Source organism: Pseudomonas brassicacearum, from assembly GCF_003732175.1.
GTDB lineage: Bacteria > Pseudomonadota > Gammaproteobacteria > Pseudomonadales > Pseudomonadaceae > Aquipseudomonas > Aquipseudomonas brassicacearum_G.
Map to the genome: position 1 here is coordinate 152,269 of NZ_MOBI01000022.1, position 22,925 is coordinate 175,193.

Annotated in this window: 28 protein-coding genes; 17 read left to right on the forward strand and 11 right to left on the reverse strand. The window is 59.1% G+C overall.

What is annotated here, in order from left to right; all coding sequences use genetic code 11:
* Window positions 1–131 precede the first annotated feature (131 nt).
* From BK658_RS21335 to BK658_RS21345, 3 genes are all read left to right on the forward strand, one after another.
* Entirely contained in the window at window positions 132–1,553 is a 1,422-nt protein-coding gene (locus BK658_RS21335; protein WP_123584041.1) for an MltF family protein, read from the forward strand.
* 103 nt (window positions 1,554–1,656) lie between these two features.
* Entirely contained in the window at window positions 1,657–2,091 is a 435-nt protein-coding gene (locus BK658_RS21340) for a DoxX family protein (protein ID WP_123584042.1), read from the forward strand.
* Between the two features lie 249 nt (window positions 2,092–2,340).
* Entirely contained in the window at window positions 2,341–2,649 is a 309-nt protein-coding gene (locus tag BK658_RS21345; protein ID WP_123584043.1) for a class I SAM-dependent methyltransferase, read from the forward strand.
* Between the two features lie 153 nt (window positions 2,650–2,802).
* On the opposite strand, the gene greB is transcribed toward BK658_RS21345, so the two are convergent.
* From greB to BK658_RS21360, 3 genes are read right to left on the reverse strand one after another with little or no spacing between them, the layout of a single operon-like run.
* Window positions 2,803–3,300, reverse strand: coding sequence for a transcription elongation factor GreB (greB, locus tag BK658_RS21350; RefSeq protein WP_054596336.1), 498 nt, complete (start codon window positions 3,298–3,300; stop codon window positions 2,803–2,805).
* Between the two features lie 34 nt (window positions 3,301–3,334).
* On the reverse strand, window positions 3,335–5,839 hold the full coding sequence (locus BK658_RS21355) for an ABC transporter permease (RefSeq protein WP_123584044.1): 2,505 nt from the start codon (window positions 5,837–5,839) through the stop codon (window positions 3,335–3,337).
* Entirely contained in the window at window positions 5,839–6,525 is a 687-nt protein-coding gene (locus tag BK658_RS21360) for an ABC transporter ATP-binding protein (RefSeq protein WP_103315652.1), read from the reverse strand. The genes BK658_RS21355 and BK658_RS21360 overlap by 1 nt, the downstream gene beginning before the upstream one ends.
* A gap of 10 nt (window positions 6,526–6,535) precedes the next feature.
* Between BK658_RS21360 and BK658_RS21365 the strand changes: the two genes are divergently transcribed.
* The 3 genes from BK658_RS21365 (at window position 6,536) to BK658_RS21375 (ending at window position 8,566) form a co-directional block, all read left to right on the forward strand.
* Window positions 6,536–7,141 (forward strand): arylesterase, encoded by a 606-nt coding sequence (locus tag BK658_RS21365; RefSeq protein ID WP_123584045.1) that lies wholly within the window; start codon window positions 6,536–6,538, stop codon window positions 7,139–7,141.
* A 58-nt stretch (window positions 7,142–7,199) separates the two neighbouring features.
* Window positions 7,200–7,493 (forward strand): hypothetical protein, encoded by a 294-nt coding sequence (locus BK658_RS21370; protein ID WP_019692935.1) that lies wholly within the window; start codon window positions 7,200–7,202, stop codon window positions 7,491–7,493.
* A 104-nt stretch (window positions 7,494–7,597) separates the two neighbouring features.
* Window positions 7,598–8,566, forward strand: coding sequence for a L,D-transpeptidase family protein (locus BK658_RS21375; RefSeq protein WP_019692934.1), 969 nt, complete (start codon window positions 7,598–7,600; stop codon window positions 8,564–8,566).
* A 125-nt stretch (window positions 8,567–8,691) separates the two neighbouring features.
* Here BK658_RS21375 and oprI read toward each other — a convergent pair whose 3' ends face one another.
* Window positions 8,692–8,943, reverse strand: coding sequence for an outer membrane lipoprotei OprI (gene oprI / locus BK658_RS21380; protein ID WP_002553018.1), 252 nt, complete (start codon window positions 8,941–8,943; stop codon window positions 8,692–8,694).
* A 635-nt stretch (window positions 8,944–9,578) separates the two neighbouring features.
* Between oprI and BK658_RS21385 the strand changes: the two genes are divergently transcribed.
* On the forward strand, window positions 9,579–9,860 hold the full coding sequence (locus BK658_RS21385; RefSeq protein ID WP_019692933.1) for a GNAT family N-acetyltransferase: 282 nt from the start codon (window positions 9,579–9,581) through the stop codon (window positions 9,858–9,860).
* A gap of 64 nt (window positions 9,861–9,924) precedes the next feature.
* Here the strand turns inward: BK658_RS21385 and BK658_RS21390 are convergent, their stop codons facing one another.
* Both BK658_RS21390 and BK658_RS21395 read right to left on the reverse strand, forming a co-directional pair.
* Window positions 9,925–11,001, reverse strand: coding sequence for a 3-deoxy-7-phosphoheptulonate synthase (locus BK658_RS21390; protein WP_054596341.1), 1,077 nt, complete (start codon window positions 10,999–11,001; stop codon window positions 9,925–9,927).
* A 143-nt stretch (window positions 11,002–11,144) separates the two neighbouring features.
* Window positions 11,145–11,576 (reverse strand): PilZ domain-containing protein, encoded by a 432-nt coding sequence (locus BK658_RS21395; protein WP_123584046.1) that lies wholly within the window; start codon window positions 11,574–11,576, stop codon window positions 11,145–11,147.
* On the opposite strand from BK658_RS21395, the gene BK658_RS21400 reads away from it, so the two are divergent.
* The 5 genes from BK658_RS21400 to cysB all read left to right on the forward strand — a co-directional run bounded on the left by BK658_RS21400 (window position 11,575) and on the right by cysB (window position 15,533).
* A complete protein-coding gene (locus tag BK658_RS21400; protein ID WP_123584047.1) occupies window positions 11,575–11,961 on the forward strand; it encodes a YbbN family protein in 387 nt (128 codons plus the stop codon). The two genes, BK658_RS21395 and BK658_RS21400, sit on opposite strands and share 2 nt — an antisense overlap.
* A complete protein-coding gene (locus tag BK658_RS21405; RefSeq protein ID WP_123584048.1) occupies window positions 11,958–12,920 on the forward strand; it encodes a putative 2-dehydropantoate 2-reductase in 963 nt (320 codons plus the stop codon). The genes BK658_RS21400 and BK658_RS21405 overlap by 4 nt, the downstream gene beginning before the upstream one ends.
* Before the next feature lie 24 nt (window positions 12,921–12,944).
* Window positions 12,945–13,850, forward strand: a complete 906-nt coding sequence (locus BK658_RS21410) for a 5'-nucleotidase (RefSeq protein ID WP_123584049.1) — start codon at window positions 12,945–12,947, stop codon at window positions 13,848–13,850.
* 94 nt (window positions 13,851–13,944) lie between these two features.
* Complete coding sequence (locus tag BK658_RS21415; RefSeq protein ID WP_123584050.1) at window positions 13,945–14,445, forward strand: universal stress protein; 501 nt, start codon at window positions 13,945–13,947, stop codon at window positions 14,443–14,445.
* Between the two features lie 113 nt (window positions 14,446–14,558).
* Window positions 14,559–15,533: an HTH-type transcriptional regulator CysB gene (gene cysB / locus BK658_RS21420; protein WP_003183769.1), complete on the forward strand. Its 975-nt coding sequence runs from the start codon at window positions 14,559–14,561 to the stop codon at window positions 15,531–15,533.
* 5 nt (window positions 15,534–15,538) lie between these two features.
* On the opposite strand, the gene BK658_RS21425 is transcribed toward cysB, so the two are convergent.
* Complete coding sequence (locus BK658_RS21425) at window positions 15,539–16,021, reverse strand: GreA/GreB family elongation factor (protein WP_123584051.1); 483 nt, start codon at window positions 16,019–16,021, stop codon at window positions 15,539–15,541.
* Between the two features lie 2 nt (window positions 16,022–16,023).
* Window positions 16,024–16,425, reverse strand: coding sequence for a hypothetical protein (locus BK658_RS21430; protein WP_123584052.1), 402 nt, complete (start codon window positions 16,423–16,425; stop codon window positions 16,024–16,026).
* A gap of 122 nt (window positions 16,426–16,547) precedes the next feature.
* Here BK658_RS21430 and earP point away from each other — a divergent pair, with 122 nt between their 5' ends.
* Window positions 16,548–17,681, forward strand: coding sequence for an elongation factor P maturation arginine rhamnosyltransferase EarP (earP, locus tag BK658_RS21435; RefSeq protein ID WP_123584053.1), 1,134 nt, complete (start codon window positions 16,548–16,550; stop codon window positions 17,679–17,681).
* 48 nt (window positions 17,682–17,729) lie between these two features.
* Window positions 17,730–18,299, forward strand: a complete 570-nt coding sequence (locus tag BK658_RS21440) for an elongation factor P (protein ID WP_007943632.1) — start codon at window positions 17,730–17,732, stop codon at window positions 18,297–18,299.
* 76 nt (window positions 18,300–18,375) lie between these two features.
* Here the strand turns inward: BK658_RS21440 and BK658_RS21445 are convergent, their stop codons facing one another.
* Complete coding sequence (locus tag BK658_RS21445) at window positions 18,376–18,795, reverse strand: organic hydroperoxide resistance protein (protein ID WP_123584054.1); 420 nt, start codon at window positions 18,793–18,795, stop codon at window positions 18,376–18,378.
* A gap of 241 nt (window positions 18,796–19,036) precedes the next feature.
* Window positions 19,037–19,498, reverse strand: coding sequence for a MarR family winged helix-turn-helix transcriptional regulator (locus BK658_RS21450; protein WP_123584055.1), 462 nt, complete (start codon window positions 19,496–19,498; stop codon window positions 19,037–19,039).
* A gap of 176 nt (window positions 19,499–19,674) precedes the next feature.
* Here BK658_RS21450 and BK658_RS21455 point away from each other — a divergent pair, with 176 nt between their 5' ends.
* Window positions 19,675–20,424: a sulfite exporter TauE/SafE family protein gene (locus tag BK658_RS21455; protein ID WP_123584056.1), complete on the forward strand. Its 750-nt coding sequence runs from the start codon at window positions 19,675–19,677 to the stop codon at window positions 20,422–20,424.
* Here the strand turns inward: BK658_RS21455 and BK658_RS21460 are convergent.
* On the reverse strand, window positions 20,414–21,268 hold the full coding sequence (locus BK658_RS21460; protein WP_031319598.1) for a LysR substrate-binding domain-containing protein: 855 nt from the start codon (window positions 21,266–21,268) through the stop codon (window positions 20,414–20,416). The genes BK658_RS21455 and BK658_RS21460 overlap by 11 nt on opposite strands.
* Before the next feature lie 97 nt (window positions 21,269–21,365).
* Here BK658_RS21460 and BK658_RS21465 point away from each other — a divergent pair, with 97 nt between their 5' ends.
* Together BK658_RS21465 and BK658_RS21470 are read left to right on the forward strand one after the other, a co-directional pair.
* Window positions 21,366–21,581: a DUF1127 domain-containing protein gene (locus BK658_RS21465; protein WP_123584127.1), complete on the forward strand. Its 216-nt coding sequence runs from the start codon at window positions 21,366–21,368 to the stop codon at window positions 21,579–21,581.
* A 64-nt stretch (window positions 21,582–21,645) separates the two neighbouring features.
* Window positions 21,646–22,869 (forward strand): winged helix-turn-helix domain-containing protein, encoded by a 1,224-nt coding sequence (locus BK658_RS21470; protein WP_123584057.1) that lies wholly within the window; start codon window positions 21,646–21,648, stop codon window positions 22,867–22,869.
* Window positions 22,870–22,925: the final 56 nt, after the last annotated feature.

Here is a 22,925-nt window from a genome sequence, read left to right on the forward strand (position 1 = left end):
GAGCTTCGACGAGCCAGATGGCCGTCGCGGCTGCACTCTTTCGCACTCTGCCAGCGCTCCAGGCGCTCTGTTTCTGTCGACCCACGGCTCGAAATATCGAGACGTTGGACAGTATTCTTTCCGGAGAACGGATGACACGACTCCAGGTTTTGCTAGTGCTGTGCTTGTCGATGCTGCTGCCGATGCCGGCCGTTGCACGGTTGGCGGGTCCTTTGGAAGCTGTTCAGTCGGGCAAGGTCCGCGATCTGGCTGAAATCCGCGGCAGCCGCGTGCTGCGGGTGCTGGTCAATCAGAGCCGCAACAGCTCCGGCGAGGTCCAGGGCCAGACCATCGGCGTTGAATACCATCGCCTGCGAGCCTTCGAACAGTACCTCAATGGCCATGCCCGTGACGGCCAGGAAATCTCCCTCAAGATCATCCCCAAAGCCAAGGATCAATTGCTCGGCGCGTTACAGCGCGGCGAGGGTGACCTGGTAGCACCGGGGGAGTTGCTCGATTCGCAGCCCGCACACGCGGTCAGTACCAGCGAGCCGATTGGCGGTAACGTGCCGTTGCTGCTGGTGGGGATCAAGGGCGAGCGCCGCTATACCCGGCTTGAACAACTTTCCGGTAAAACCCTGGCGCTGCCCGCCGGTAGCGCGGCCGGTGAGGCGATCAACCAGATCAATCAGAAGCTGGCGCTGCACAAACTGCCACCGGTCAAGGTCGAATGGGTCGACCCGAGCCTGGCGGTCGAAGACGTGCTGGAGATGGTGCAGGGCGGGATTTTTCACCTGACCATCGTCGAGCAACCGATTGCCGAGCGCTGGGGCAAGATCCTGCCCAAGCTGCGTTTCGATCGGCAGGTGGTCATCAGCGAGCCGGGCAAGGAATACTGGTTCGTCCGTCGTGATGCATCGATGTTGCGAGCGAGCATTGATCGCTTCCTGCAAGCCTATAAAACCCCGTCCGATGAGGATGTGGCTTTCCTGCGCATTTACCGACGCTTGTACCAGGTTCACTACCCGTTGGCTCGCGCCGACCGCCAACGTCTTGAGAAGCTGCGCCCGGTGTTGCAAAAGCACGCCCGAGAACAGGGCATGGACTGGTTGAACCTGGCAGCGCTGGCGTTCAAGGAGTCGGCGCTGGAGCCAAGTACCCGCAGCGGCAGTGGCCCGACCGGGTTGATGCAAATTACCTCGTCGGCGGCGCAACGGGTCGGGATCAATAACATTCAGTCCGTGGACAGCAATGTGCAGGCCGGGGCCAAGTACCTGGCGCTGATTCGTCGCAAGTTTTTCGCCAGCCCCAAGCTCAATGAGCGTGAGCGCATGGCTTTCGTTCTGGCGGCCTACAACATTGGGCCGGAACGTGTTCAGGGGATGCGTGCCGAGGCCCGGCGCCGCGGCTTGAACCCCAATCAGTGGTTTTTCCAGGTCGAGCGCATTGCCATGGAGCAGGTGGGAATGGGTCCTGTCAGCTATGTTAATAGTGTGAATAAATACTTTTTGGCATATGACCGGGAGCGGGAGTCGTTGGAGCCTCAAGGGCAGAAAGTTGCTTCACGCAAATGATCGACTAAACTGATTGTTATGGCGGGTTTTTTGCGCTTTTAACATTATGTTTACTGATTAATATAGCGGTCAACCAACACACACTCACACTGGATGACATAGCATGAGCACACTGATCAACAAGGTACTGTCCACCCGCGCTGGCTACGGCCTGACCGTTTTGCGGATCTTCGTCGGTATCATCTTTGCTGCCCACGGCTCACAGAAACTCTTCGGCCTGTTCGGCGGTTATGGCATTGCCGGCACCGCGCAGTACATGGAAAGCATCGGCCTGGCGCCGGGTCACCTGATGGCTATCCTGGCTGGTGGTACCGAGTTCTTCGCCGGTCTGGCGCTGGTCATCGGTCTGCTGGCACGCCCGGCAGCGCTAGGGCTGGCCTTCCTCTCACTGGTCGCCATTTTCTCGGTGCATATTCACAATGGTCTGTTCATGGCCAACAACGGCTATGAATATGCCCTGACCCTGCTCGGCGTCAGCATCGCCGTACTGATCGAAGGCGCAGGCAAGTTGTCGGTAGATCGTGCCATCAGCGGCTGACCGTTCTGACTCAACGAAAAGACCTGCATTGTGCGGGTCTTTTTTTGTTGCGCGAGATTCTTGACACTGTCCTGTCGGCTTCTCTAGGATGCTTGCCATGCGCCGATTTAAACAGCTACTTGCGGGGCGCCAGGTAACTCATCCAGTTGCCGATAGAAGCTTGAAACAGGCTTCGAAATACCGCTAAAGCGCTGGTTCGGTGTTGCCTCTCACCTGCCACGCAGACTTTTGAGGCAGAGACGCGACACGATGAATGCACTACGCCCTCCAGTACGTCCTGCGCCGATCACGGCACACCCGACCCAGCGCAATCCAAAAATCCTCCTTGGCGGTAATCATCAGCCGACATTGCTGCGTTATCTCGATGGTTGGCCACATCGTACCGGTGGCCCGGCAGCGTTCCTGATCCAGTTTGTCGAAGACGGCGAATCGCTGGCGCGCTTTGCCAGCGACAGCTTCGATCTGGCGGTGATCCAGTCACCCAACGCCGAAGACGCGCCCGAAGTGATCAGGCAGCTGACGCGCGTTGCTCGCCAAGGGTTGATTACCCGTCGCTAGGGTCTGTACGAAAACTCGTCGAGCGGCGATCAGGCAAGGCAAAAACAGGCGAGGAACGGCTGGGGTCGCAGGCGACTTTAGGCCCCTAAATGAGCATTCAGAGCCTGTTTTTAACGCAGCCTGGTCGACGCGCAGACAGTTTTCGTACAGAGCCTAGGGATAGTCGATTGCGACGATGTACACGAACTGCTCGCCGGTAGGCGTCTGCACCTGGACTTCGGCATCCAGCGCCTTGCCGATCAAGGCCCGCGCCAGCGGTGAGTCGATGCTGATCAGGCCTAGTTTGAGATCAAGCTCATCCGGGCCAACGATGCGATAGCGCGACTCTTTGCCGTGTTCATCTTCGATGGTCACCCAGGCCCCGAAGTAGACCTTGTTGGGATCACTGGGTTTTTCGCTGACAACCTTGAGCGCTTCCAACCGCTTGGTGAGAAACCGCACGCGGCTGTCGATCTCGCGCAGCATCTTTTTGCCGTAGGTGTACTCGGCGTTTTCAGAGCGGTCGCCCTGCGCAGCAGCCTCGCTGACGGATTGGGTCACCTGGGGGCGGCGTACATGCCAGAGTTCATGGAACTCGGCACGCATCCGCGCTTCGCCCTCGGGCGTGATGAGGGCGGTGCCGGCGGTGCGAGGTGGGCGGTAGCGGCTCATTGCAGTTTCTTTTGGTCAGGAGGCATCAAGTTTATCAACCCTCGCGCAAGACTGTCAGTGGGCTGGCATTCAGCGCCCGACGAGTACCGAACACGCCCGCACCGCCGATCAGCAATGCGCCAATCACCGGCAGCCACAGCAGCCACGGATGCGGATGCCAGACAAGGTCGAACGCATAGCGGTAAAGCACCAGGCTTACCAGTTCCGAGCCCAGCGCCGCGAGTAAACCGCTGACCGCACCGAGCAAACCGAATTCGATCCGCCGCGCCTTGACCAGCAACTGCCGTTCGGCGCCCAGCGCACGTAGCAATGCACCTTGGCGAATACGCTCATCGAGTGTCGCCTGCAAGCCGGAAAACAGCACTGCCATGCCGGCCGCCAGCACGAACAACAACACGTACTCGACCGCCAGCGTGACTTGCTCAAGGATGCTGCGCAGCTGCGCCAGCAAGGCTTCGACCTGCAGAATGGTCACCGCCGGGAACGCTCGCGCCAGGTCGATGATCTGTTGGTCGTGACCTGCCGCCAGGTAAAAACTGGTCAGGTAAGTAGCCGGCAGGTCTTTCAAGGTGCCGGGCTGGAAGATCATGAAGAAGTTCGGCTGGAAGTTGTCCCAGTTGATCTTGCGCAAGCTGGTGACCTGCACCTCGCGGTTGACCCCGCCGATGGTGAAAACCAGATGATCGCCGAGCTTGAGCTTCAGGCTCTCGGCCACTTTGCCTTCCACCGAAACACCGGGTACATCGCCTGTCGGCTGCGCAGACCACCAGCTACCGGCCGTGATGCTGTTGCCGGCGGGCAGGTCGGAAGCCCAGGTCAGGCTCAGATCGCGCTGGATGGCCCGATCGCCTTCGGTGTCCTTGCTGACGATGCCTTGCACCGGTTCGCCGTTGATGCTGATCAGCCGTCCTGGCACCACCGGGTACAGTGGCGCCGATTGTGCTGAGAGTTCGATCAGCCGATCGGTGAAGGCCTGTTTGTCGGCGGGCAAAATATTCAGTGCGAAGTAGTTAGGGGCGTTTTTTGGCAACTGGTTTTGCCAGGTGTCCAGCAATTCACCGCGCAGCAGGGCGATCAGCGCCATCGACAATAGAATCAAGCCGAAGGCCAGCGATTGTCCCGCCGCCGCCAATGGGTGACGCAGCAATTGGCCCAGACCCAGCCGCCACGGCAAGGACGCACGGGCCAGCAGTCGTCGCAGGCTGTTGAGTAGCAGCAGCAACAGGCCGCCGAGGACCAGTGCGGCGATGACACCGCCACCAAGCAGGGCGAAGGTCAGCAGCAGGTCCAGGCTCAAGCGCCACATGATCAGCCCCAAGGCTGCCAGCGCGGTACCGTAAACCATCCAGGTGCTGGAAGGGATTGGCAGTATGTCGCGGCGCAGTACCCGCAGCGGCGGTACGCGACCCAGTGCCGCCAGTGGCGGCAGGGCGAATCCGGCGAGGGCGACCAGTCCGGTGCCGATCCCGGCGATTGCCGGCAGCAGCCCGCCCGGTGGTACATCGCTGGGCAGCAATTCACCCAGCAAGGCGAACAACCCCAACTGCGCGAGCCAGCCGAGGAGGGCGCCGCTGAGGCTGGCCAGCAGGCCGAGCACGGTCAGTTGTACGCTGAACAGCAGCAGGGTTTCCCGACGCGATAAACCCAGGCAGCGCAGCAGCGCGCTGGCGTCGAAGCGGCGGATGGCAAAACGGGTTGCCGAGAGCGCCACGGCAACGCCGGACAGCAGCACGGCGACCAGGCTGGCCATGTTCAGGTAACGTTCGGCTTTGCCCAGGGCTCCGCCGATTTGCCGGTTGCCGTCGCGGGCATCCTGCAGGCGCTGGTTGGCGGCCAGCCCCGGTTTGATCAGTTGTCGATAGGTTTCCAGGGCCGGCGCGGTGCCGCGCCAGAGATCGTGGTAACTGACCCGGCTGCCGGGCTGGACCACGCCGGTGGCGGTCAGGTCGGCAAGATTGATCATTACCCGCGGCGTGAGGCTGTAGAAATTCCCGGCACGGTCCGGTTCATAGGTCAGCACGCGAGTCAGGTGCAGGGTTTTCATGCCGACGTCGATGGTGTCACCGACCTTCAGATTCAGTGCCGTCAGCAGGCGCGCCTCGGCCCAGGCTTCGCCCGGTTTCGGACTTCCACCGGCCTCTTCGGGAGCGAACGGCGCGGGTGCGCTTTTCAGTTGGCCGCGTAATGGATAGACCCCGTCCACCGCTTTGATGCTCGACAGCTGAATGCCGTTGTCGGTGGCGATGACGCTGGAAAACTCCACCACTTGAGCGTGTTGCAGCCCCAGCTCCTTGCCGGATTGTATTTGTTCCGGGCGGGCGGGCGAGCTGCCTTCCAGCAGCATATCCGCACCCAGAAACTCGGTGGCGCGCAGCAGCATGGCGCCGTTCAGGCGGGCACCGAAATAGCCGATGGCGGTACTCGCCGCCACGGCGACCAGCAGGGCGAAGAACAACACCCGCAGCTCTCCGGCGCGGGCATCGCGCAGCAATTGGCGAATGGCGAGGCTGAACAGGCGCAACAGCGGCAAACGTGCCATCAAGGCTCCAGAGGGGCGACGACCAACAGGCCGGCTTCAAGGCGGATCAGACGGTGGCAGCGGTGTGCCAGGCGCTCGTCATGGGTAACCAGGACCAGGGTCGTGCCGCTTTCTTTATTGAGTTCGAAGAGCAGGTCGCTGATGTGCTCGCCGGTGTGCGTGTCGAGGTTGCCGGTGGGTTCATCGGCAAACAGCACATCGGGTTCGGCGGCAAATGCCCGGGCGATCGCCACGCGCTGCTGTTCGCCACCGGAAAGCTGGCGTGGCGAATGGCTCAGGCGTTGGCCCAGGCCAACGCGGCGTAGCAGTTCGGTGGCGCGTTCGCGGGCGTCTTTGCGACCGTCCAGTTCGAGCGGCAACATGACGTTTTCCAGGGCGTTGAGGCTGTCGAGCAACTGGAACGACTGGAACACGAAGCCGACATGCTCGGCGCGTATCCGCGCGCGCTGGTCTTCATCCAGATTGCTCAGGGCTTGCCCGGCAAGGGTGACTTCGCCGCTGCTGGGCAGGTCGAGGCCGGCCAGCAGGCCGAGCAGGGTGGATTTGCCGGAACCGGAACTGCCGACGATCGCCAGGCTGTCGCCCTTGTTCAGTTCCAGGTTGAGTTCGTGCAGGATGGTCAGTTCACCTTCCGCGCTGGGAACCACTTTGCTAAGGTTCCGCGCAGTGAGAATGCTTGCGCCCATGGAGAGTCCGATGCGTGTGTGGTTTTTGAGTGCTGGCCTGGCCTTGATGTGCATGGCCCAGAACGCAGCGGCGGGTACAGTCCTGATCGTTGGCGATAGTATCAGCGCAGCTTTCGGCCTGGATACCCGGCAAGGGTGGGTGTCGTTGCTCGAACAGCGGCTCAAGCGCGAAGGTTTCACCGAAACGGTGGTCAATGCGTCCGTCAGTGGCGACACCAGTGCCGGTGGCCAGGCACGCCTGCCGGCGCTGCTTGTGGAGCATAAGCCTGAGGTGGTGATTCTCGAGTTGGGGGGCAACGACGGGCTGCGTGGATTGCTGCCAACGCAATTGCAACAAAATCTTGCGTCGATGATCGACAACGCCAGGGCCAGCGGTGCCAGGGTGCTGCTGCTGGGTATGCAATTGCCACCCAATTATGGGGTGCGCTACACCGAGGCTTTCGCGAAGGTCTACAGCGATCTGGCCGAGGAGAAAAAAGTCCCGCTGGTACCGTTTTTTCTTCAGGGAATCGGCGGGAACCCCGAGCTGATGCAGGCAGATGGCATTCATCCGGCGGTCGCGGCGCAGGGCAAGTTGCTGGAAAATGTCTGGCCTACGCTAAAACCGCTGCTATGACGCTTTTCTAGCGGCAGTCTTTCGGCTAATGTGGCGCCCCCCTGATTTGGAGCCCCCGATGCCGCGTCCTGCCTGGTCCCTGTTTGCCTACCAACTGATCGAGCCTGACGAACAGCTGGATCTGTTCGCCTGCCAGGAAGTCCGGGTGCATCTGGTGACGCGTCAACTGGAGTTGGGCGGCTCGGCTGACCGTACCCTGTGCGGCACTTTGCTGCCGGCGCAGCCGCGCTGGTCGAGTGTCGACCGGACGGTGTTTCAGGACCAGCGACTGTGCTCGCTGTGCCGGGCGATTCTGGAGTCGCAAAAGCGCGGTACATCGCCGATCTGGCCTGAGTTGCGCTTCGAGCTGTAAAGCCCCCGAAAGGGCAGTCCATCGACCCGACTCCCCGAATTCGGGGGCTTCGGTGTACAATCTTGCCCCCATACCCTCTGTTGATCATACGAAGGATGTTCCGGATGTTGCCGCGCTTTCCTGCCGTCACCCGCTACTTGTCTCTTGCCGCCTTGTGTGTAGCGGGTCCCGTTGCAGCATTGGAGCTGCCTTTACCGCCGCCGGGCGAAGATATCGTCGGCCAGGTGCAAACAGTCAAAGCCAAGTACGAAGACACCTTTGCCGATCTGGGCACCACCTACGATCTGGGCTACCTGGAAATGGTCGCCGCCAACCCGGGCGTCGATCCGTGGTTGCCGGGTGCTGGTACCGAAGTCGTACTGCCAACGCGCTTCATCCTGCCACCAGGCCCGCGTGAAGGCATCGTGATCAACCTGGCCGAGTATCGCCTCTACTACTACCCCAAAGGCCGGAACGTGGTGTACACCTTCCCGCTGGGTATCGGTCGTGAAGGCTGGGGCTCGCCAATCGCCCACACCAGCATCACTGCCAAAACTCCGAACCCGACCTGGACTCCTCCAGCCTCGATCAAAGCCGAGCACGCCGCCGATGGCGATCCGCTGCCAAACGTCGTGCCGGCCGGCCCGGACAACCCTCTGGGGCCGTTCAAGTTCACGTTGGGCACACCGGGCTATCTGATTCACGGTTCGAACAAGAAGTTCGGCATCGGCATGCGTACCAGCCATGGCTGCTTCCGCATGTTCAACAACAATGTGCTGGAAATGGCCGGCATGGTGCCGGTGGGAACGTCGGTGCGGATCCTCAACGACCCGTACAAGTTCGGCATGAGTGGCGGCAAGGTTTACCTGGAAGCGCATACGCCGCTGGACGACACTGGCAACCCGTCGGTGGTCGACAAGCACACCGCGGTGATCAATGCCTTGCTCAAGCGTGAAGATCTGGCCAAGAACCTGCGCATGAACTGGGATGTGGTGCGCGACGTGGTCGCCGCTGAAGATGGCATGCCGGTGGAAATCGCCGTACCGAATACCTCCACGCCTGTGGCGTCGGCTGTACCGATCGACCTGCAGTAAGCGCTTCAAACGACCCGTCGGGGCTTCACAGCGTCGGCGGGTTTTTTATTGCCTTCGGCAAAATCGGGGCAATAAAAAAGCCGACCCAAAAAATGGATCGGCTTGATAACAATCCCGAGGGACTATTACTTGCGGCTAGCTTTGTCCAGCATGCGCAGAGCACGCTCGTTAGCTTCGTCAGCAGTCTGTTGTGCTTTTTGAGCAGCAGCCAGAGCTTCATCAGCTTTACGGTAGGCTTCGTCTGCACGAGCCTGGGAGCGAGCTGCTGCGTCTTCAGTAGCAGTCAGACGTGCTTCGGTTTCTTTCGATACGCTGCTGCAACCGGTAGCCAGAACTGCGGCCAGAGCCAGAGCAGAGAATTTCAGAACGTTGTTCATCGTGTTCCCCTTCAAGGACTTTCTATTAAGTAGCTGTCTCCTCAGAGTGAGGAAATAGCCGGCGTACATACTACCCATTACTTGTAGTAAGTAAACTGACGTAGCGCAAGAAGCAAAAAAAATTGTAGGCGCGGAATCTTTTTCGAGCAACTTTTAATCGTGTTGTATAAAAATTAGTCAGCTGGGAGGCCCGTCCTGAGCGACCTGCCTGTATAGCTGACAGACGTATACGACTGTTTCACGCTCTAGAGCCAAAGTCGCTCTATATCGATCCGTCTACACTTTTGTTCAGATTTTGCGGAGCGGCTCATGCCTCTTTGTGCATCTAGAGGTGACTTTAACAAGCCCGGTTCGTCTCAAGTCTCAACATCCGGCAATGTTCAGGCTATCGACCAGGGGTGATGTTCGGTCGAGCCGCCACTACGTGCTCTGTGCTGAACTGACGCAATCGACGTGATGACAAGTGCGCCTTGAGCATTTCAGCTTTTAGTGCCTACTATTCGAAATGTGTCCGGTTGCGCGAGATGGGTGCAGTTCCTCTCGGTGTCCAAACAGACACGGGGTGGCGTAGAGGTTCCTTCGCCGGGAAAACATCGGTAAGGTAGGGGTCAGTTCAAGACCCGCGAGGAGTAGTGATGAGCGAGGCGTTGTCCATCCACCATGACCAGGCTGGTCATCAGTTCGAGACCAATGTGGACGGTCATCGTGCCTACCTGACCTATATGGATCTGGGGAAACAGACCTTGGATATCTATCGTACTTTCGTGCCCAACGCGCTGCGTGGTCGCGGTATTGCGGCGGCGTTGACCGAACAGGCGCTGCAGTACGCTGAGGAAATGGGCTACACAGTCATTCCGTCATGCTCCTACGTGGAGCGCTACATGGAGCGTCACCAGCGGCATGCGGCCAAGCTCTGAGCAGGATCACCGAATAAAAAAAACGCCGGGCTTAGCCCGGCGTTTTTGTGTGCGCTGAATGCAGTCAGGTGCGCTGACGTTTCGGCAGCACATCCTTGAGCTTGGCATGCATGCTGCGCAAGGTGTTTTCAGTGGCTGTCCAATCGATGCAAGCGTCGGTGATCGACACGCCGTATTGCAACTCGGCGAGGTCTTTCGGAATCGCCTGGCAACCCCAGTTCAAATGGCTTTCGACCATCAGGCCGATGATCGACTGGTTGCCTTCAAGGATCTGGTTGGCCACGTTCTCCATCACCAGCGGTTGCAGCGCCGGATCCTTATTGGAGTTGGCGTGGCTGCAGTCGACCATGATGTTCGGCTTGATCTTCGCCTTGTTCAGCGCTTGCTCGCAGAGTGCGACGCTGACCGAATCGTAGTTCGGCTTGCCGTTGCCGCCGCGCAGTACTACATGACCGTAGGCATTGCCCTTGGTGGTGACGATCGACACGCCACCTTCCTGGTTGATCCCCAGGAAGCGGTGTGGGCTGGAAACCGATTGCAGGGCGTTGATGGCAACCGTCAGGCCACCGTCGGTGCCATTCTTGAAGCCGACTGCCGAAGAAAGGCCAGAAGCCATTTCACGGTGCGTCTGGGATTCGGTGGTGCGTGCGCCAATCGCCGACCAGCTGATCAGGTCCTGCAGGTACTGTGGCGAGATCGGGTCAAGGGCTTCGGTCGCCGTCGGCAGGCCCATTTCGGCCAGGTCCAGCAGCAACTGACGACCAATGTGCAAGCCGTCCTGAATCTTGAACGAGTCATCCAGGTACGGGTCGTTGATCAGGCCTTTCCAGCCGACAGTGGTACGAGGCTTCTCGAAATAGACCCGCATGACCAGATACAGGGTATCGGACACTTCAGCGGCGAGTACCTTGAGGCGCTCGGCATATTCGTGTGCAGCCTTGATGTCGTGGATCGAGCAAGGCCCGATGACGACGAACAGGCGGTGGTCGGTGCCATCCAGGATATTGCGAATCACTTCGCGGCCCTTGGTCACGGTGCGCAGGGCAGCATCACTCAGGGGGATATCACGCTTGAGCTGGTCAGGAGTGATCAGCGTCTCGTTGGAGGCGACGTTTAGGTCATTGATCGGTAAATCAGCCATCGTGTTACTCGTCAGGTCACGGGTGCCGGCCGCCAGCGATCCCCGCGCGGCGGAGCACAGCATGATTTAAGCGCAGCGGGGAGCCGAACCTTAGCGCGTTACGCGGTGGCTCGACAATGGGCAGGCGCGGGTTTATCCAGCGCTTACTGCGCAAAGGCCTGTCGAACAGTCTCGTGGGAGTACTCGGTGGCATGCTGGTCGAGCCATTTGAGGGCCAGCGCCTCGACGCCTTGCTGTTCGACCTGAGGCATTTGCTGACGGCAAAAACGTTCAATCTGGCAGACCTGCTCGCCCATCCGCGCTTTGAACAGGGTCTGCTCGTCGATGAACGCGATGCCGACCAGATAACCGTGCTTTCGTCGCAGGCACCAGGCTACATAGCCCAGATAACAGACATTTTCGCTCAGGGTCGGCATTCGCACTTCCAGTGCCGTTCCTTTGCGCCAGGCGCGGTGGTAATTGCAAGCCACGCCTCCGAGACTGATAGTGTGCAGTTCTTGCCGAGAAATACACTGATGCTTGCGCAACGTTAACTCGACAGGCACATCGTCAGGATGAGGAATAAAGCGCCCCATGAACACAGACTCCAAGTGTCGGTCATTCGACAGTGCTTCTCCCAGTATAGTGGTCGAATGCGAGCTGACCGATTTCGATGCCGACCAGCGGCTGTTGGCGATGAGTGGTGTGTCTCTGGTGGTTTTCACCAGCGTCGGCTGTTCCAGTTGCCGCTGGGCCCGTCAGCAGTTACCGGGGCTTGACCTTGAAGTCGATCAGTTGTGCTGGATCGATGCGGGGAACAACGGTGGCGTGGTAGAGCGTTATCAGGTCTTTCATTTGCCCGCGCTGTTTGTCGTGCGCGATGGCGAGTTTTATGGGGCGCTACAATCGCGTCTGGCCCGCACCGAACTGAATGCTGCGCTGGGGCAGGCGCTGAGTCGAAATCCAGAGGAGTTGCCATGACGGGCACAGCAGTTGAAAAACCGAGAATCGGCATTATCGGCTCCGGGGCAATCGGTGGCTTTTACGGCGTGATGCTGGCGCGGGCCGGGTTCGATGTGCACTTTCTGTTGCGCAGCGAGTTTTCAGCGGTCGCCGAACGCGGCCTGCAACTCAACAGCGCGCCCTATGGCGCATTGACCTTGAATCCGGTTCAGGCGTATTCGTCGGCCGACGATATGCCGCTGTGCGACTGGTTGCTGGTCGGTGCGAAAACCACCAGCAACGCCGAGCTTGCACCGGCGATCATCAGAGCTGCGGCGCCGGGGGCGAAGATCCTGTTGCTGCAAAATGGTCTGGATGTCGAAGACAGCCTGCGCGATCTGTTACCCGACTCACTGCACTTGTTGGGCGGATTGTGCTTTATCTGCGTGCATCGCTCGGGTCCCGGAGTGATTGAACATCAGGCGTTCGGTGCGGTAAACGTGGGTTATCACAGTGGTCCGGCGCTTGATGACGAGGCGGCCCGTCAGGCGATTATCGAGCAGGGGGCGGGGCTGTTTCGTACCGCCGGTCTTGAATCGCAGGCGATGGCCAACCTTCAGCAGGCGCGCTGGCAAAAACTGGTCTGGAATATCCCGTACAACGGTTTATCGGTCTCGCTCGGCGCGAGCACGACACCACTGATGACTGATGACAGCAGCCGTGAACTGATTCAGGCATTGATGGCGGAAGTGGTGAAGGGCGCACTTGCCTGTGGCCACAGCATGCCGCCGGGGTATGCCGAGCAGTTGTTCAAGGTTACCGAAAAAATGCCCGACTACTGGCCGAGCATGTACCACGACTACCAGCATAAACGGCCACTGGAGCTGGCAGCGATTTATGCGCGGCCATTGGCAGCCGCCAAGGCCGCCGGTTGCGAGTTGCCGAAAATCGAGGCCTTGTATCAGGCCTTGAGTTTTGTCGATCGGCATAACGGTTAAGTCGTTTCACCTGGGGGGAGCAGCATGGCAAAAGGGATAGGCGAAAAATTAGTGCTGGCGATTTCTTCGCGGGCGCTGTTCGACCTGAGCGAAAGCCACAAGCTCTATCTGGCGAGCGGCGTCGAGGCTTATCGGCAGTACCAGATCGAGCACGAAGACGAGATCCTCGAACCGGGCGATGCGTTCCCTCTGGTGCAAAAACTGTTGAACCTCAATACCAGCCTCGGTCGGGCGCGGGTCGAGGTGGTGCTGGTGTCGCGCAATAGCGCAGACACCGGTTTGCGAGTCTTCAACTCGATTCATCATTACGGCCTGACGATTTCCCGCGCGGCGTTTGTCGGCGGGCGCAGTCCGTATCCGTACCTGAAGGCTTTTGGCTGCGATCTGTTTCTCTCCACTCACGCCGATGATGTGCGCAGTGCGCTCGACGCCGGTTTCGCGGCGGCGACGATCCTGTCGGGTGGTGCGAGCCGCGCCGCCAACGAAGAGTTGCGTATTGCCTTCGATGGCGACGCTGTGTTGTTTTCCGATGAATCGGAGCGGGTTTATCAGTCGGGTGGTCTCGAAGCCTTTCAGGCCAACGAACGCGAAGCCGCTCGCGAGCCATTGCGCGGTGGTCCCTTCAAAGGCTTTCTGGCAGCGCTCAATCTGTTGCAGCGAGAGTTTCCTGATGACAGTTGCCCGATCCGCACTGCACTGGTGACCGCGCGTTCGGCGCCGGCTCACGAGCGGGTAATCCGTACCTTGCGCGAGTGGGATATTCGACTCGACGAGTCGCTGTTTCTCGGTGGGCTGCCCAAGTCTGCATTTCTCGAAGCGTTCGCCGCCGACGTATTTTTCGACGACCAGGCAGGTCACTGCGAGTTGGCCCGTGAGGTAGTCGCCACCGGGCACGTCCCTCACGGAATCAGCAATGAACTGAAGGTTTAAGCCCAACGTTCAATGCCTTGTGCGGGACGTCGTACTCGCTGTGGCACTGCTAAGCTGAATCAATTGCCGCCATCTCGGCATTCGAGGAGGTCACATGATTCATTCGATGCTGTATGCCACTGACCTCGGCCTCTACGCACCTTTTGTGATGCAGCATGCGTTGGCATTGGCACGAACATTCAAAGCCGATTTGTATGTGGTGCACGCAGTTGAGCCCATGGGGCTTTTTGCCGAATCGGTGTTGCAGAGCTATCTCGATGAGCAAGCCTTGAATGAATTTCACAACCAGGGTTTGAACACGGTGATGGCCAATATCGAGCAGCGGGTATTCGACAGCTTCCGTGAAGAGTTGGGGGAGGGGCAGCAGGATCTGGCGCTGATTCAATCGGTCAGAGTGTTTCAGGGCGATCCATCGCAGGTCATTCTTGATCAGGCGCAGAAACTCTCGGTGGATTTGTTGATCCTAGGAAGTCACAGCCATGGGGCCGGTAGTGAAACACCGTTGGGGCGGACTGCTGCGCGCGTGTTGCAGTTGTCGCAGGTGCCGGTTTACCTGGTGCCATTGTCGCAGCGTCGGCGTCACGGCGATATTTAAGGCGAGAATGCTGGCCTTTTGATGAAAAAGTTCTAGATTTATTCTTCAAACCATTAATATAGTTATATACCGTCGCTGATGCCCGTGGCGTCTATCTGCTTTGAGGGATTCATATGAAGCTTCAACAATTGCGCTACATCTGGGAAGTGGCGCACCACGACCTCAACGTTTCCGCTACCGCCCAAAGCCTGTACACCTCGCAGCCGGGCATCAGCAAGCAGATCCGTCTGCTGGAAGACGAATTGGGTGTCGAGGTTTTCGCGCGCAGCGGCAAACACCTGACTCGCGTCACCCCGGCCGGTGAGAGAATCATCACCACCGCCGGCGAAATTCTGCGCAAGGTCGAAAGCATCAAGCAGATCGCTCAGGAGTTCTCCAACGAGAAGAAAGGCACCCTGTCGATTGCCACCACCCACACCCAGGCGCGTTATGCATTGCCGCCGGTGATCAGTAATTTTATCAAGCAATACCCGGACGTTGCCCTGCACATGCACCAGGGCTCGCCGATGCAGATCGCTGAAATGGCCGCTGACGGCACCGTGGATTTTGCTATCGCCACCGAAGCGCTGGAGCTGTTCGGTGACCTGGTGATGATGCCGTGCTACCGCTGGAACCGTTGCGTAGTCGTGCCGCAAGGTCACCCGCTGACCAAGCTGCCGAAGCTGACCCTCGAAGCCCTGGCTGAATACCCGATCGTGACGTACGTGTTCGGTTTCACCGGTCGTTCGAAACTCGACGAAGCCTTCAGCCATCGCGGCCTGACCCCGAAAGTGGTGTTCACCGCCGCCGACGCCGACGTGATCAAGACTTACGTTCGCTTGGGGCTGGGTGTCGGGATTGTGGCAAAAATGGCCGTCGATACCAAACTCGACAACGACCTGGTGGTGCTCGACGCCAGCGAACTGTTCGAGTCCAGCGTGACCAAAATCGGTTTCCGTCGCGGGACGTTCCTGCGTGGCTTCATGTGCGACTTCATCGAGAAGTTCGCCCCGCACCTGACTCGCGAAGTCATGGCCAAAGCCATCCAGTGCCACAACAAGCAGGAGCTGGAAGAGCTGTTCGACGGCGTTGAACTACCCGTTCATTGAGCTGACTAGACAACCTCGGTGACAGCGAATTGTTGCCGAGTGCCTGCCACCACGATCTCCACCTCATCCCCCTCGAACTTGCCCAGCAAACTTTTGCCCAGCGGTGAGCGCGGGGTGATGACGGTAATCAGTTGCCCCACCAGATCAATCTTCAAACCGGCCGCATCAGGGGCCAGGAACAGCCACTGTTCGCGTCCCTTTTCGTCTTCCAGGCCCAGCAGCGAACCGACTTCAATCCCGCGCTGATCGTCATAAGAGCGCAATGTCAGGTTCTGGCACAGCACCAGCGACTGGCGGATTTCCTCCACCCGTTTGGCTTGACCGGCGGCCAGATAAGACGCTTCCAGCCCCAAGGTGTCGTACTTGTTCTCGGCGATGTTTTCTTCGTGGGTCGCGGTTTCATACGCGGTTTGCGCTGCGCGCTCGGCGATGTCGAGATCGACCGCAAGCTTTTCCAGGATCAGTTGGTGGACCGTGTGTTTGTTCATGATCAATCGCAGAATTGCTGGACGTTGGTGCGGCTTTTTTCGCTGGGTGCGGTTTGGTCTTGCTGCATCCAGAACTGGCATTTCGGGTTGGACAGGTTACGGGTATTGCTGCGTGCCTGATCGAGCGTTTGCTGTTGCGCCTGTTTGCGCAGGTTTTCCTTGTACTGCTCGAACATCGGATTCTCGGGTGCAGGTTCAACCGCCGCAGGCTTGGGTTGAGTCAGTTGGTGCGCCGCCTCGGCAAGCGGGGCGAGTTGTTCGCTGAACAGCAGTTTCGACGCCAGCCAGCAGGTCAGCGCGATGGCTAAAAAACCCAGCCACAAACCCACCGCAATGCTGGCAATCAGTTGCAGTGGACTGAGTGTGATAGACACCGTACGGCGAACGTGTGGGCGGTAGGGCATGACTGCCTCCTGGCGAGGGTGGTGGGCTGGCGCGATTGTCGCACGAAGATTAATCGGCGTCGGCTCTTCTGCGCGCAACGATTTATGCGGACAATTGAGGTCTTTGCCCCACGGAGCCTGGAATGAAAGTCGACTGGGATATTTTCTGTACGGTCGTCGACAACTACGGCGACATCGGCGTGACCTGGCGTCTGGCCCGACAATTGGTGGCCGAACATCACTGCGCGGTACGACTGTGGGTCGATGACCTGCGGGCGTTCGAACGCTTGTGCCCGGAACTCGACATCAGTGCTGCCCGACAGTGGCAGCAAGACGTCGAGGTCTGTCATTGGCCGGCCGACTGGGCGCCGACAGAGGCCGCCGATGTGGTGATCGCGGCGTTTGCCTGTCAGTTGCCGCATGCCTATATGGAGTCAATGGCCGCACGCGAAAAGGCTCCGCTGTGGATGAATCTCGATTATTTGAGTGCCGAAGACTGGATCGTCGGCTGCCATGGCTTGCCGTCGGTGAAGTACCAACAGGTGCAGAAGTACTTCTTCTTCCCGGGGTTTCAGGCGGGTACCGGCGGCTTGCTGCGTGAGCGCGGGTTGCTGGAGCGGCGTGATCAGTTTCAACACAGCGCTGAGGCGCAGCGCGAATTCCTCCAAGGGCTGGGCGTCGATCGCGCCGACGGTGCACGGCTGATTTCGTTATTCGCCTACGAGAATGCCGGATTGGCCGATTGGCTGGACGTCATGGCGAGTGACATTCATGCCACTCATCTGCTGGTGCCCGAGGGCCGGATTCTGGGCGACGTCGAGCGCTGGTTGGGCGTTGAAGGGCTTGGTGTCGGCGCATTGCAGGTGCGAGGGGCGTTGACCGTGCAGGTGTTGCCGTTCGTCCGACAGGATCAATATGACCTGCTGCTGTGGTGTTGTGATTTCAACGCGGTGCGTGGAGAGGACTCGTTCGTCCGTGCGCAATGGGCGGCCCGGCCAATGCTGTGGCATATTTATCAACAGGAAGAAGATGTCCACCTGGACAAACTCGAAGCCTTTCTGACGCTTTACACCGCAGGCCTTTCACCGGCGGCAAAAGCCGCGCTCGTCGGGTTATGGCGAGCCTGGAATACGGGCGCTGGAATGGCTCAGGCATGGGTTGCGACACAGGAACACTGGCCAGAACTGCAAAAGCACGCCCAGGCATGGTGTCTGGAACAGGCTTTGCAGGCCGATCTTGCTTCGGCGCTGGTGCAGTTTTACCTAAATTGGATATGATACGCGGCCTAGATTTTTGTAAATCCCATCCAAATTCGGATATTCGCAATGAAAACTGGTAAAGAACTGAAACCCGGTACGGTGATCCGTCTCGAAAACGACCCTTGGCTGGTTCAGAAAGCTGAATTCACCAAGTCCGGTCGTAACAGCGCGATCATGAAGACCAAGCTGAAAAACCTGCTGACCGGTTACAAGACCGAGATCGTTTACAGCGCTGACGACAAACTGGACGACGTAATCCTCGACCGCAAAGAAGCGACCCTGTCGTTCATCAGCGGCGACACCTACACGTTCATGGACACCACTGACTACACCATGTACGAGCTGAACGCTGAAGACATCGAAGCTGTTCTGCCTTTCGTTGAAGAAGGCATGACCGATGTTTGCGAAGCGATCTTCTTCGAAGAACGTCTGGTTTCCGTAGAGCTGCCGACCACTATCGTGCGTCAGGTTGACTACACCGAAGGTTCCGCTCGCGGTGACACTTCCGGCAAGGTGATGAAGCCTGCCAAACTGAAGAACGGTACCGAGCTGTCGGTTGCCGACTTCATCGAAATCGGCGACATGATCGAGATCGATACCCGCGAAGGCGGTTCTTACAAAGGCCGTGCTAAATAAGCGCAGTTTTTGCAGGAAAGAAAAAGCCCGACCATCGAGTCGGGCTTTTTTGTGCGCGTCTATCGGGTACGAACACTCAGACAGTGACGTGCAGGCGAACGTCTACATTGCCGCGCGTGGCGTTGGAGTACGGGCAGACCTGGTGCGCGGCGTCGACCAGCGATTGCGCGTCGGCCTGTTCCAGGCCTGGCAGGCTGACGTGCAGGTCGATGTCCAGACCGAAACCACCTGGAATCTGGCCAATGCCGACGTGAGCGGTGATCGAGGCATCATCAGGGATTTTGCGCTTGGTCTGGCTGGCGACGAATTTCAGCGCGCCGATGAAGCACGCGGAGTATCCGGCCGCGAACAGTTGCTCAGGGTTGGTCGCTGCGCCGCCGGCACCGCCGAGTTCTTTTGGCGTGGCGAGCTTGACGTCGAGGATGTTGTCGCTAGAAACGGCGCGACCATCACGGCCACCGGTAGCGGTTGCAACTGCGGTATAGAGAGTTTGCATGGTGTGAGCCTCGTTCGGATTTGATTTTTGCGCTAAAGGTTTGCGCGCTAAGTAAGTGCGAAATAAATGTAGCTCGCCAATGTTTTGCGCGCAAGATAAATTTTTAAAAATTTTGCCTCGCAAAAAAACGTGGGAGCGAGCCTGCTCGCGAAAGCGGACTCACATTCAACATTGATGTTGGCTGACAGACCGTATTCGCGAGCAGGCTCGCTCCCACAGGGGATGTTTGATGGTTTGAGGGTTAGAGGCTGTCTTGCAAATGACTGCGCAGGTTCTGCAGATCGGCCTGCAGCTTGCGCATCTGTTCCAGGGTCTGGCCGCTGGCGCCGAGGATGCACGGCGGAATCTCTCGGGCTTTATCTTGCAGGGCGCGACCTTGTTCGGTCAGTTCGACAATCACCACGCGTTCATCTTCGCGGCTGCGGGTACGGCTCAGCAGGCCTTCGGCTTCCAGGCGTTTAAGCAGCGGCGTCAGGGAGCCGGGATCGGTCAGCAGGCGCGTGCTGATTTCGCCGACGGTCAGCCCGCCGCGTTCCCACAGCACCATCATTGCCAGGTACTGCGGATAGGTCAGGCCCAGCGCTTGCAGCAAGGGTTTGTAGACCTTGGTCATCAGCAGTGACGTTGAGTGCAGGGCAAAGCACAGCTGGTTATCCAGCAGCAGGTTGTCGCAGTTGTCCGGGGTGTTGCGTTGGGTGCTCATGTCTAAACCTTGATCATTCATCGTCATGAATTTAGCGGTCGAGTCTTTAATGCGCCAGATAATTTTCGGTTATTGCCGGCCGATGACGCATGCGGCAGGGTTTCGACGTTACTGCGCGTTTCCCTGCGTGTGCCGACTGCGTAGGATGCGAGGCCTGATGTGAAGGGGAGTCGTCAGTGATTGAGTTAGTAATGTATCTGGTGCTCGGCGCTGCGCTGGGCACTGTAGGCGGTGTATTCGGGATTGGTGGTGGTTTGATCGCGATTCCCGCGTTGGGCGTGTTGTTCGGTCTGGACCAGCAAATTGCTCAGGGCACAGCGCTGGTAATGGTGGTGCCCAACGTGATGCTGGCGCTGTGGCGCTATCACCAGCGTAATCGCATCGAACTGCGCCACGCATTGCCATTGGCCTCGATGGGTTTCTGCTTTGCCTGGATCGGCTCGATCTGGGCGGTGGGCATTGACGCACAGCTGATGCGCATCGGTTTCGTGGCGTTCCTGATCGCCTTGTCGGCCTACAACCTGCTGCGCATGTTCATGGCCACTGCGCCGGCTACTTCGCAGATGCGTTACTCGTGGCCTTGGCTGGGGGTGTTGGGCGCTGCATCGGGGACCATGGGCGGGTTGTTCGGCGTGGGCGGTGCGGTGGTGGCGACGCCGGTGCTCACCAGCCTGTTCGGCACCACGCAAGTGGTGGCTCAAGGGTTGTCACTGGCGCTGGCCTTGCCCAGCACCGGCGTCACGTTGGTGACTTACGCGCTCCATCATCAGGTGAACTGGAGCATCGGACTGCCGATGGCGGTCGGCGGGCTGCTCAGCATCAGCTGGGGCGTGAAGATTGCTCACGCCATGCCGGAGCGTTTGTTGCGCGGGTTGTTCTGCGCCTTTCTGGTGCTCTGCGCGGTGATGCTCGCCTTTAAAGTTTGAAGCCTTCGACAATGTGCTCCGCCAGGCATTCGGTGATGGGCGAAGGGTTGTTCAGGTTGCGCACCAGCATGATGCTGGCTTCGGGCAGCAAGGGCAGCCCTTCAGCCTCGCCCAGGATGCGCATGTCCTGGGTGATCAGGCTTTCCAGTTGCGCGGTGACCGCCAGCCCGGCGCTGACCACCGCCATGATCGCCGACAGGCTCGAGCTGTTGTAGGCGATCCGGTACTCGCGGCCGGAAGCGTCCAGCGCATTGCAGGCCCAGATCCTGCAAAAACAATCACTGTTGAACATCGCCAGGGGTAACGGCGTCTGCTCGTTGGGGCTGAAGCACTGCGCCTGCGCCCAGACAAATCGCTCCTTGCGCAGCAACTGGCCGATTTCGCTGCCGGGTTCGCGGGTGACGATCGACAGGTCCAGGTCCTGGCGCAGCAGTAATTGTTTGGACGACTCGCAATGGACCTCGATCTGGATCAGCGGGTAGGCCTGGGCAAAGCGCGAGAGGATGCCCGGCAGGAAGCGCATGACATAGTCATCCGGGGTGCCGATGCGCACCGTGCCGACCATGTGCGGCTCACGCAGGGTGTTGAACACTTCGCTGTGGAGTTTCAGGATCCGCCGGGCATAACCGAGCAGCACCTGACCCTCGGCGGTCAGCTTCACCTGACGGCCGTCGCGCTGAAACAACTGGCGTTGCAGCACGTCCTCTTCCAGCCGTTTCATCTGCATGCTCACCGCCGATTGCGTGCGATTCACCAACTCGCCAGCGCGGGTGAAACCACCTTGGTCGGCAATGGCAACGAAGGTGCGCAGGACTTCCGTATCGATACTCGGGTAGTGGCTCAATTCATCAATCTCCGAGATGTATTGCATAAGAAACATTCGTTGGATTGATCTTAGTTCCGGCGCGAGACTTCAGTCATCTACAACGGAGGGCAAGATGATGAAAGGTCAAAAAGGTTATGTGCTGGTTGGAAAGTTTCACGGGTTTTCTTTGAGCCATTGGCTGGAAAAAATCGTCCGCTGGCATGAACTACACCGTGAGCGCGCTTTGCTGGCCAGCATGAGTGACGAAGCGCTCAAGGATATCGGTATCAGCCGCGCCGATGTCGAGCATGAACTCGTCCGGCCATTCTGGGATGACCCGATGCACAAATGAGTACCGAACCGCTACACAAGAAGCTTCACACTGAGGTAGTTTGCGAGCAGACAAGGAGATGCACATGCCCGCAGAACTGTCCTTATCCCTCAAACAGGCTCGGCGTCTGGCGCTGACCGCCCAGGGTTTCACCGGGCGCCAGCCGCCAGCGGCGATCAAGCCCGTTCAGCTCAACCGCCTGATAGAACGCTTGGGCATTCTGCAAATCGATTCGGTCAACGCACTGGTGCGCTCGCACTATCTGCCACTGTTCTCGCGTCTTGGCAATTACTCCTCCGACTTGCTTGATCAGGCCGCCTGGGGCCAGGGCCGGCGGCGTACATTGTTCGAGTATTGGGGGCATGAAGCGTCGTTGTTGCCGCTGTCGATGTATCCCTTGATGCGTTGGCGCATGCAGCGCGCGGCGCAAGGCGAGGGGATCTATCAGCAACTGGCGCGTTTCGGTCGCGAACAGCAAGAGACCATTCGCCGCGTCCTGGCTTCGGTCCAGGAGCTGGGTGCCCTCGGCGCCGGCAGTTTGTCGACGCGTCAGGAACGGGCCGGTCCATGGTGGGATTGGAGCGCTGAAAAGCATGCGCTGGAATGGTTGTTCGCTGCCGGCGAAGTGACGGTGGCGGGGCGTCGCGGCTTCGAGCGTCTTTACGATTTGCCGGAGCGGGTGATTCCCGAATCGATTCTCAAGCAACCGCTGCTCGGCGAAACCGAGGCGCAACGCGGATTGCTGTTGCATGCAGCCAAAGCGTTGGGTGTCGGCACGGAAAAGGATCTGCGCGACTATTTTCGCTTGAGCCTGACTGAGTGCCGCAACGGCCTGGCCGAGCTGGTTGAAAATGGCCAGTTGCTGGTGTGTGAAGTGCAGGGCTGGAAACAACCGGCGTACTGCCTGCCGGAGCCAAAAGTGTCGCGCAAGGTCGAGGCCAGTGCGTTGCTTTCACCCTTTGATTCGTTGATCTGGGAGCGTAGTCGAACCGAGCGGTTGTTCGATTTCCGGTATCGGCTGGAAATCTACACGCCGCCAGGCAAACGGGTTTACGGCTATTACGTGCTGCCGTTTTTGCACAACGAGCGGATTGCCGCGCGGGTTGATCTTCGAGCGGAGCGGGCGTTGGGTCGGTTGGCGGTACATGCGGTGCACGAAGAGGAACAAGGTTTGGATGAGCGGGGGATGCAGGCGTTGGCGGCGAATCTTCGGCAGATGGCCGATTGGTTGGGGTTGGAAAAGATTCAGCTCAATTGCCCGCGGGCCAGTGCGGCGCGGTTGCGGGTGGCGTTGGCGCAGTCGACCTGAATGATCGTGATGATCGTTCCCACGCTCCCGCGTGGGAATGCAGCCCGTGACGCTCT

Excerpts from the sequence above, each read along its gene's own strand:
- BK658_RS21375 (WP_019692934.1), top strand. The coding sequence starts at position 7,598 with ATGTTGCCGCGCTTTCCTGCCGTCACCCGCTACTTGTCTCTTGCCGCC.
- BK658_RS21450 (WP_123584055.1), bottom strand. The coding sequence starts at position 19,498 with ATGAGCACCCAACGCAACACCCCGGACAACTGCGACAACCTGCTGCTG.
- BK658_RS21390 (WP_054596341.1), bottom strand. The coding sequence starts at position 11,001 with ATGGCTGATTTACCGATCAATGACCTAAACGTCGCCTCCAACGAGACG.
- oprI (WP_002553018.1), bottom strand. The coding sequence starts at position 8,943 with ATGAACAACGTTCTGAAATTCTCTGCTCTGGCTCTGGCCGCAGTTCTG.
- greB (WP_054596336.1), bottom strand. The coding sequence starts at position 3,300 with ATGAGCCGCTACCGCCCACCTCGCACCGCCGGCACCGCCCTCATCACG.
- BK658_RS21385 (WP_019692933.1), top strand. The coding sequence starts at position 9,579 with ATGAGCGAGGCGTTGTCCATCCACCATGACCAGGCTGGTCATCAGTTC.
- BK658_RS21470 (WP_123584057.1), top strand. The coding sequence starts at position 21,646 with ATGCCCGCAGAACTGTCCTTATCCCTCAAACAGGCTCGGCGTCTGGCG.
- BK658_RS21405 (WP_123584048.1), top strand. The coding sequence starts at position 11,958 with ATGACGGGCACAGCAGTTGAAAAACCGAGAATCGGCATTATCGGCTCC.
- BK658_RS21340 (WP_123584042.1), top strand. The coding sequence starts at position 1,657 with ATGAGCACACTGATCAACAAGGTACTGTCCACCCGCGCTGGCTACGGC.
- BK658_RS21430 (WP_123584052.1), bottom strand. The coding sequence starts at position 16,425 with ATGCCCTACCGCCCACACGTTCGCCGTACGGTGTCTATCACACTCAGT.
- BK658_RS21445 (WP_123584054.1), bottom strand. The coding sequence starts at position 18,795 with ATGCAAACTCTCTATACCGCAGTTGCAACCGCTACCGGTGGCCGTGAT.
- BK658_RS21400 (WP_123584047.1), top strand. The coding sequence starts at position 11,575 with ATGAACACAGACTCCAAGTGTCGGTCATTCGACAGTGCTTCTCCCAGT.
- BK658_RS21355 (WP_123584044.1), bottom strand. The coding sequence starts at position 5,839 with ATGGCACGTTTGCCGCTGTTGCGCCTGTTCAGCCTCGCCATTCGCCAA.
- BK658_RS21345 (WP_123584043.1), top strand. The coding sequence starts at position 2,341 with ATGAATGCACTACGCCCTCCAGTACGTCCTGCGCCGATCACGGCACAC.
- BK658_RS21410 (WP_123584049.1), top strand. The coding sequence starts at position 12,945 with ATGGCAAAAGGGATAGGCGAAAAATTAGTGCTGGCGATTTCTTCGCGG.
- earP (WP_123584053.1), top strand. The coding sequence starts at position 16,548 with ATGAAAGTCGACTGGGATATTTTCTGTACGGTCGTCGACAACTACGGC.
- BK658_RS21440 (WP_007943632.1), top strand. The coding sequence starts at position 17,730 with ATGAAAACTGGTAAAGAACTGAAACCCGGTACGGTGATCCGTCTCGAA.
- BK658_RS21335 (WP_123584041.1), top strand. The coding sequence starts at position 132 with ATGACACGACTCCAGGTTTTGCTAGTGCTGTGCTTGTCGATGCTGCTG.
- BK658_RS21365 (WP_123584045.1), top strand. The coding sequence starts at position 6,536 with ATGCGTGTGTGGTTTTTGAGTGCTGGCCTGGCCTTGATGTGCATGGCC.
- BK658_RS21415 (WP_123584050.1), top strand. The coding sequence starts at position 13,945 with ATGATTCATTCGATGCTGTATGCCACTGACCTCGGCCTCTACGCACCT.
- BK658_RS21395 (WP_123584046.1), bottom strand. The coding sequence starts at position 11,576 with ATGGGGCGCTTTATTCCTCATCCTGACGATGTGCCTGTCGAGTTAACG.
- BK658_RS21425 (WP_123584051.1), bottom strand. The coding sequence starts at position 16,021 with ATGAACAAACACACGGTCCACCAACTGATCCTGGAAAAGCTTGCGGTC.
- BK658_RS21370 (WP_019692935.1), top strand. The coding sequence starts at position 7,200 with ATGCCGCGTCCTGCCTGGTCCCTGTTTGCCTACCAACTGATCGAGCCT.
- BK658_RS21360 (WP_103315652.1), bottom strand. The coding sequence starts at position 6,525 with ATGGGCGCAAGCATTCTCACTGCGCGGAACCTTAGCAAAGTGGTTCCC.
- cysB (WP_003183769.1), top strand. The coding sequence starts at position 14,559 with ATGAAGCTTCAACAATTGCGCTACATCTGGGAAGTGGCGCACCACGAC.
- BK658_RS21465 (WP_123584127.1), top strand. The coding sequence starts at position 21,366 with ATGAAAGGTCAAAAAGGTTATGTGCTGGTTGGAAAGTTTCACGGGTTT.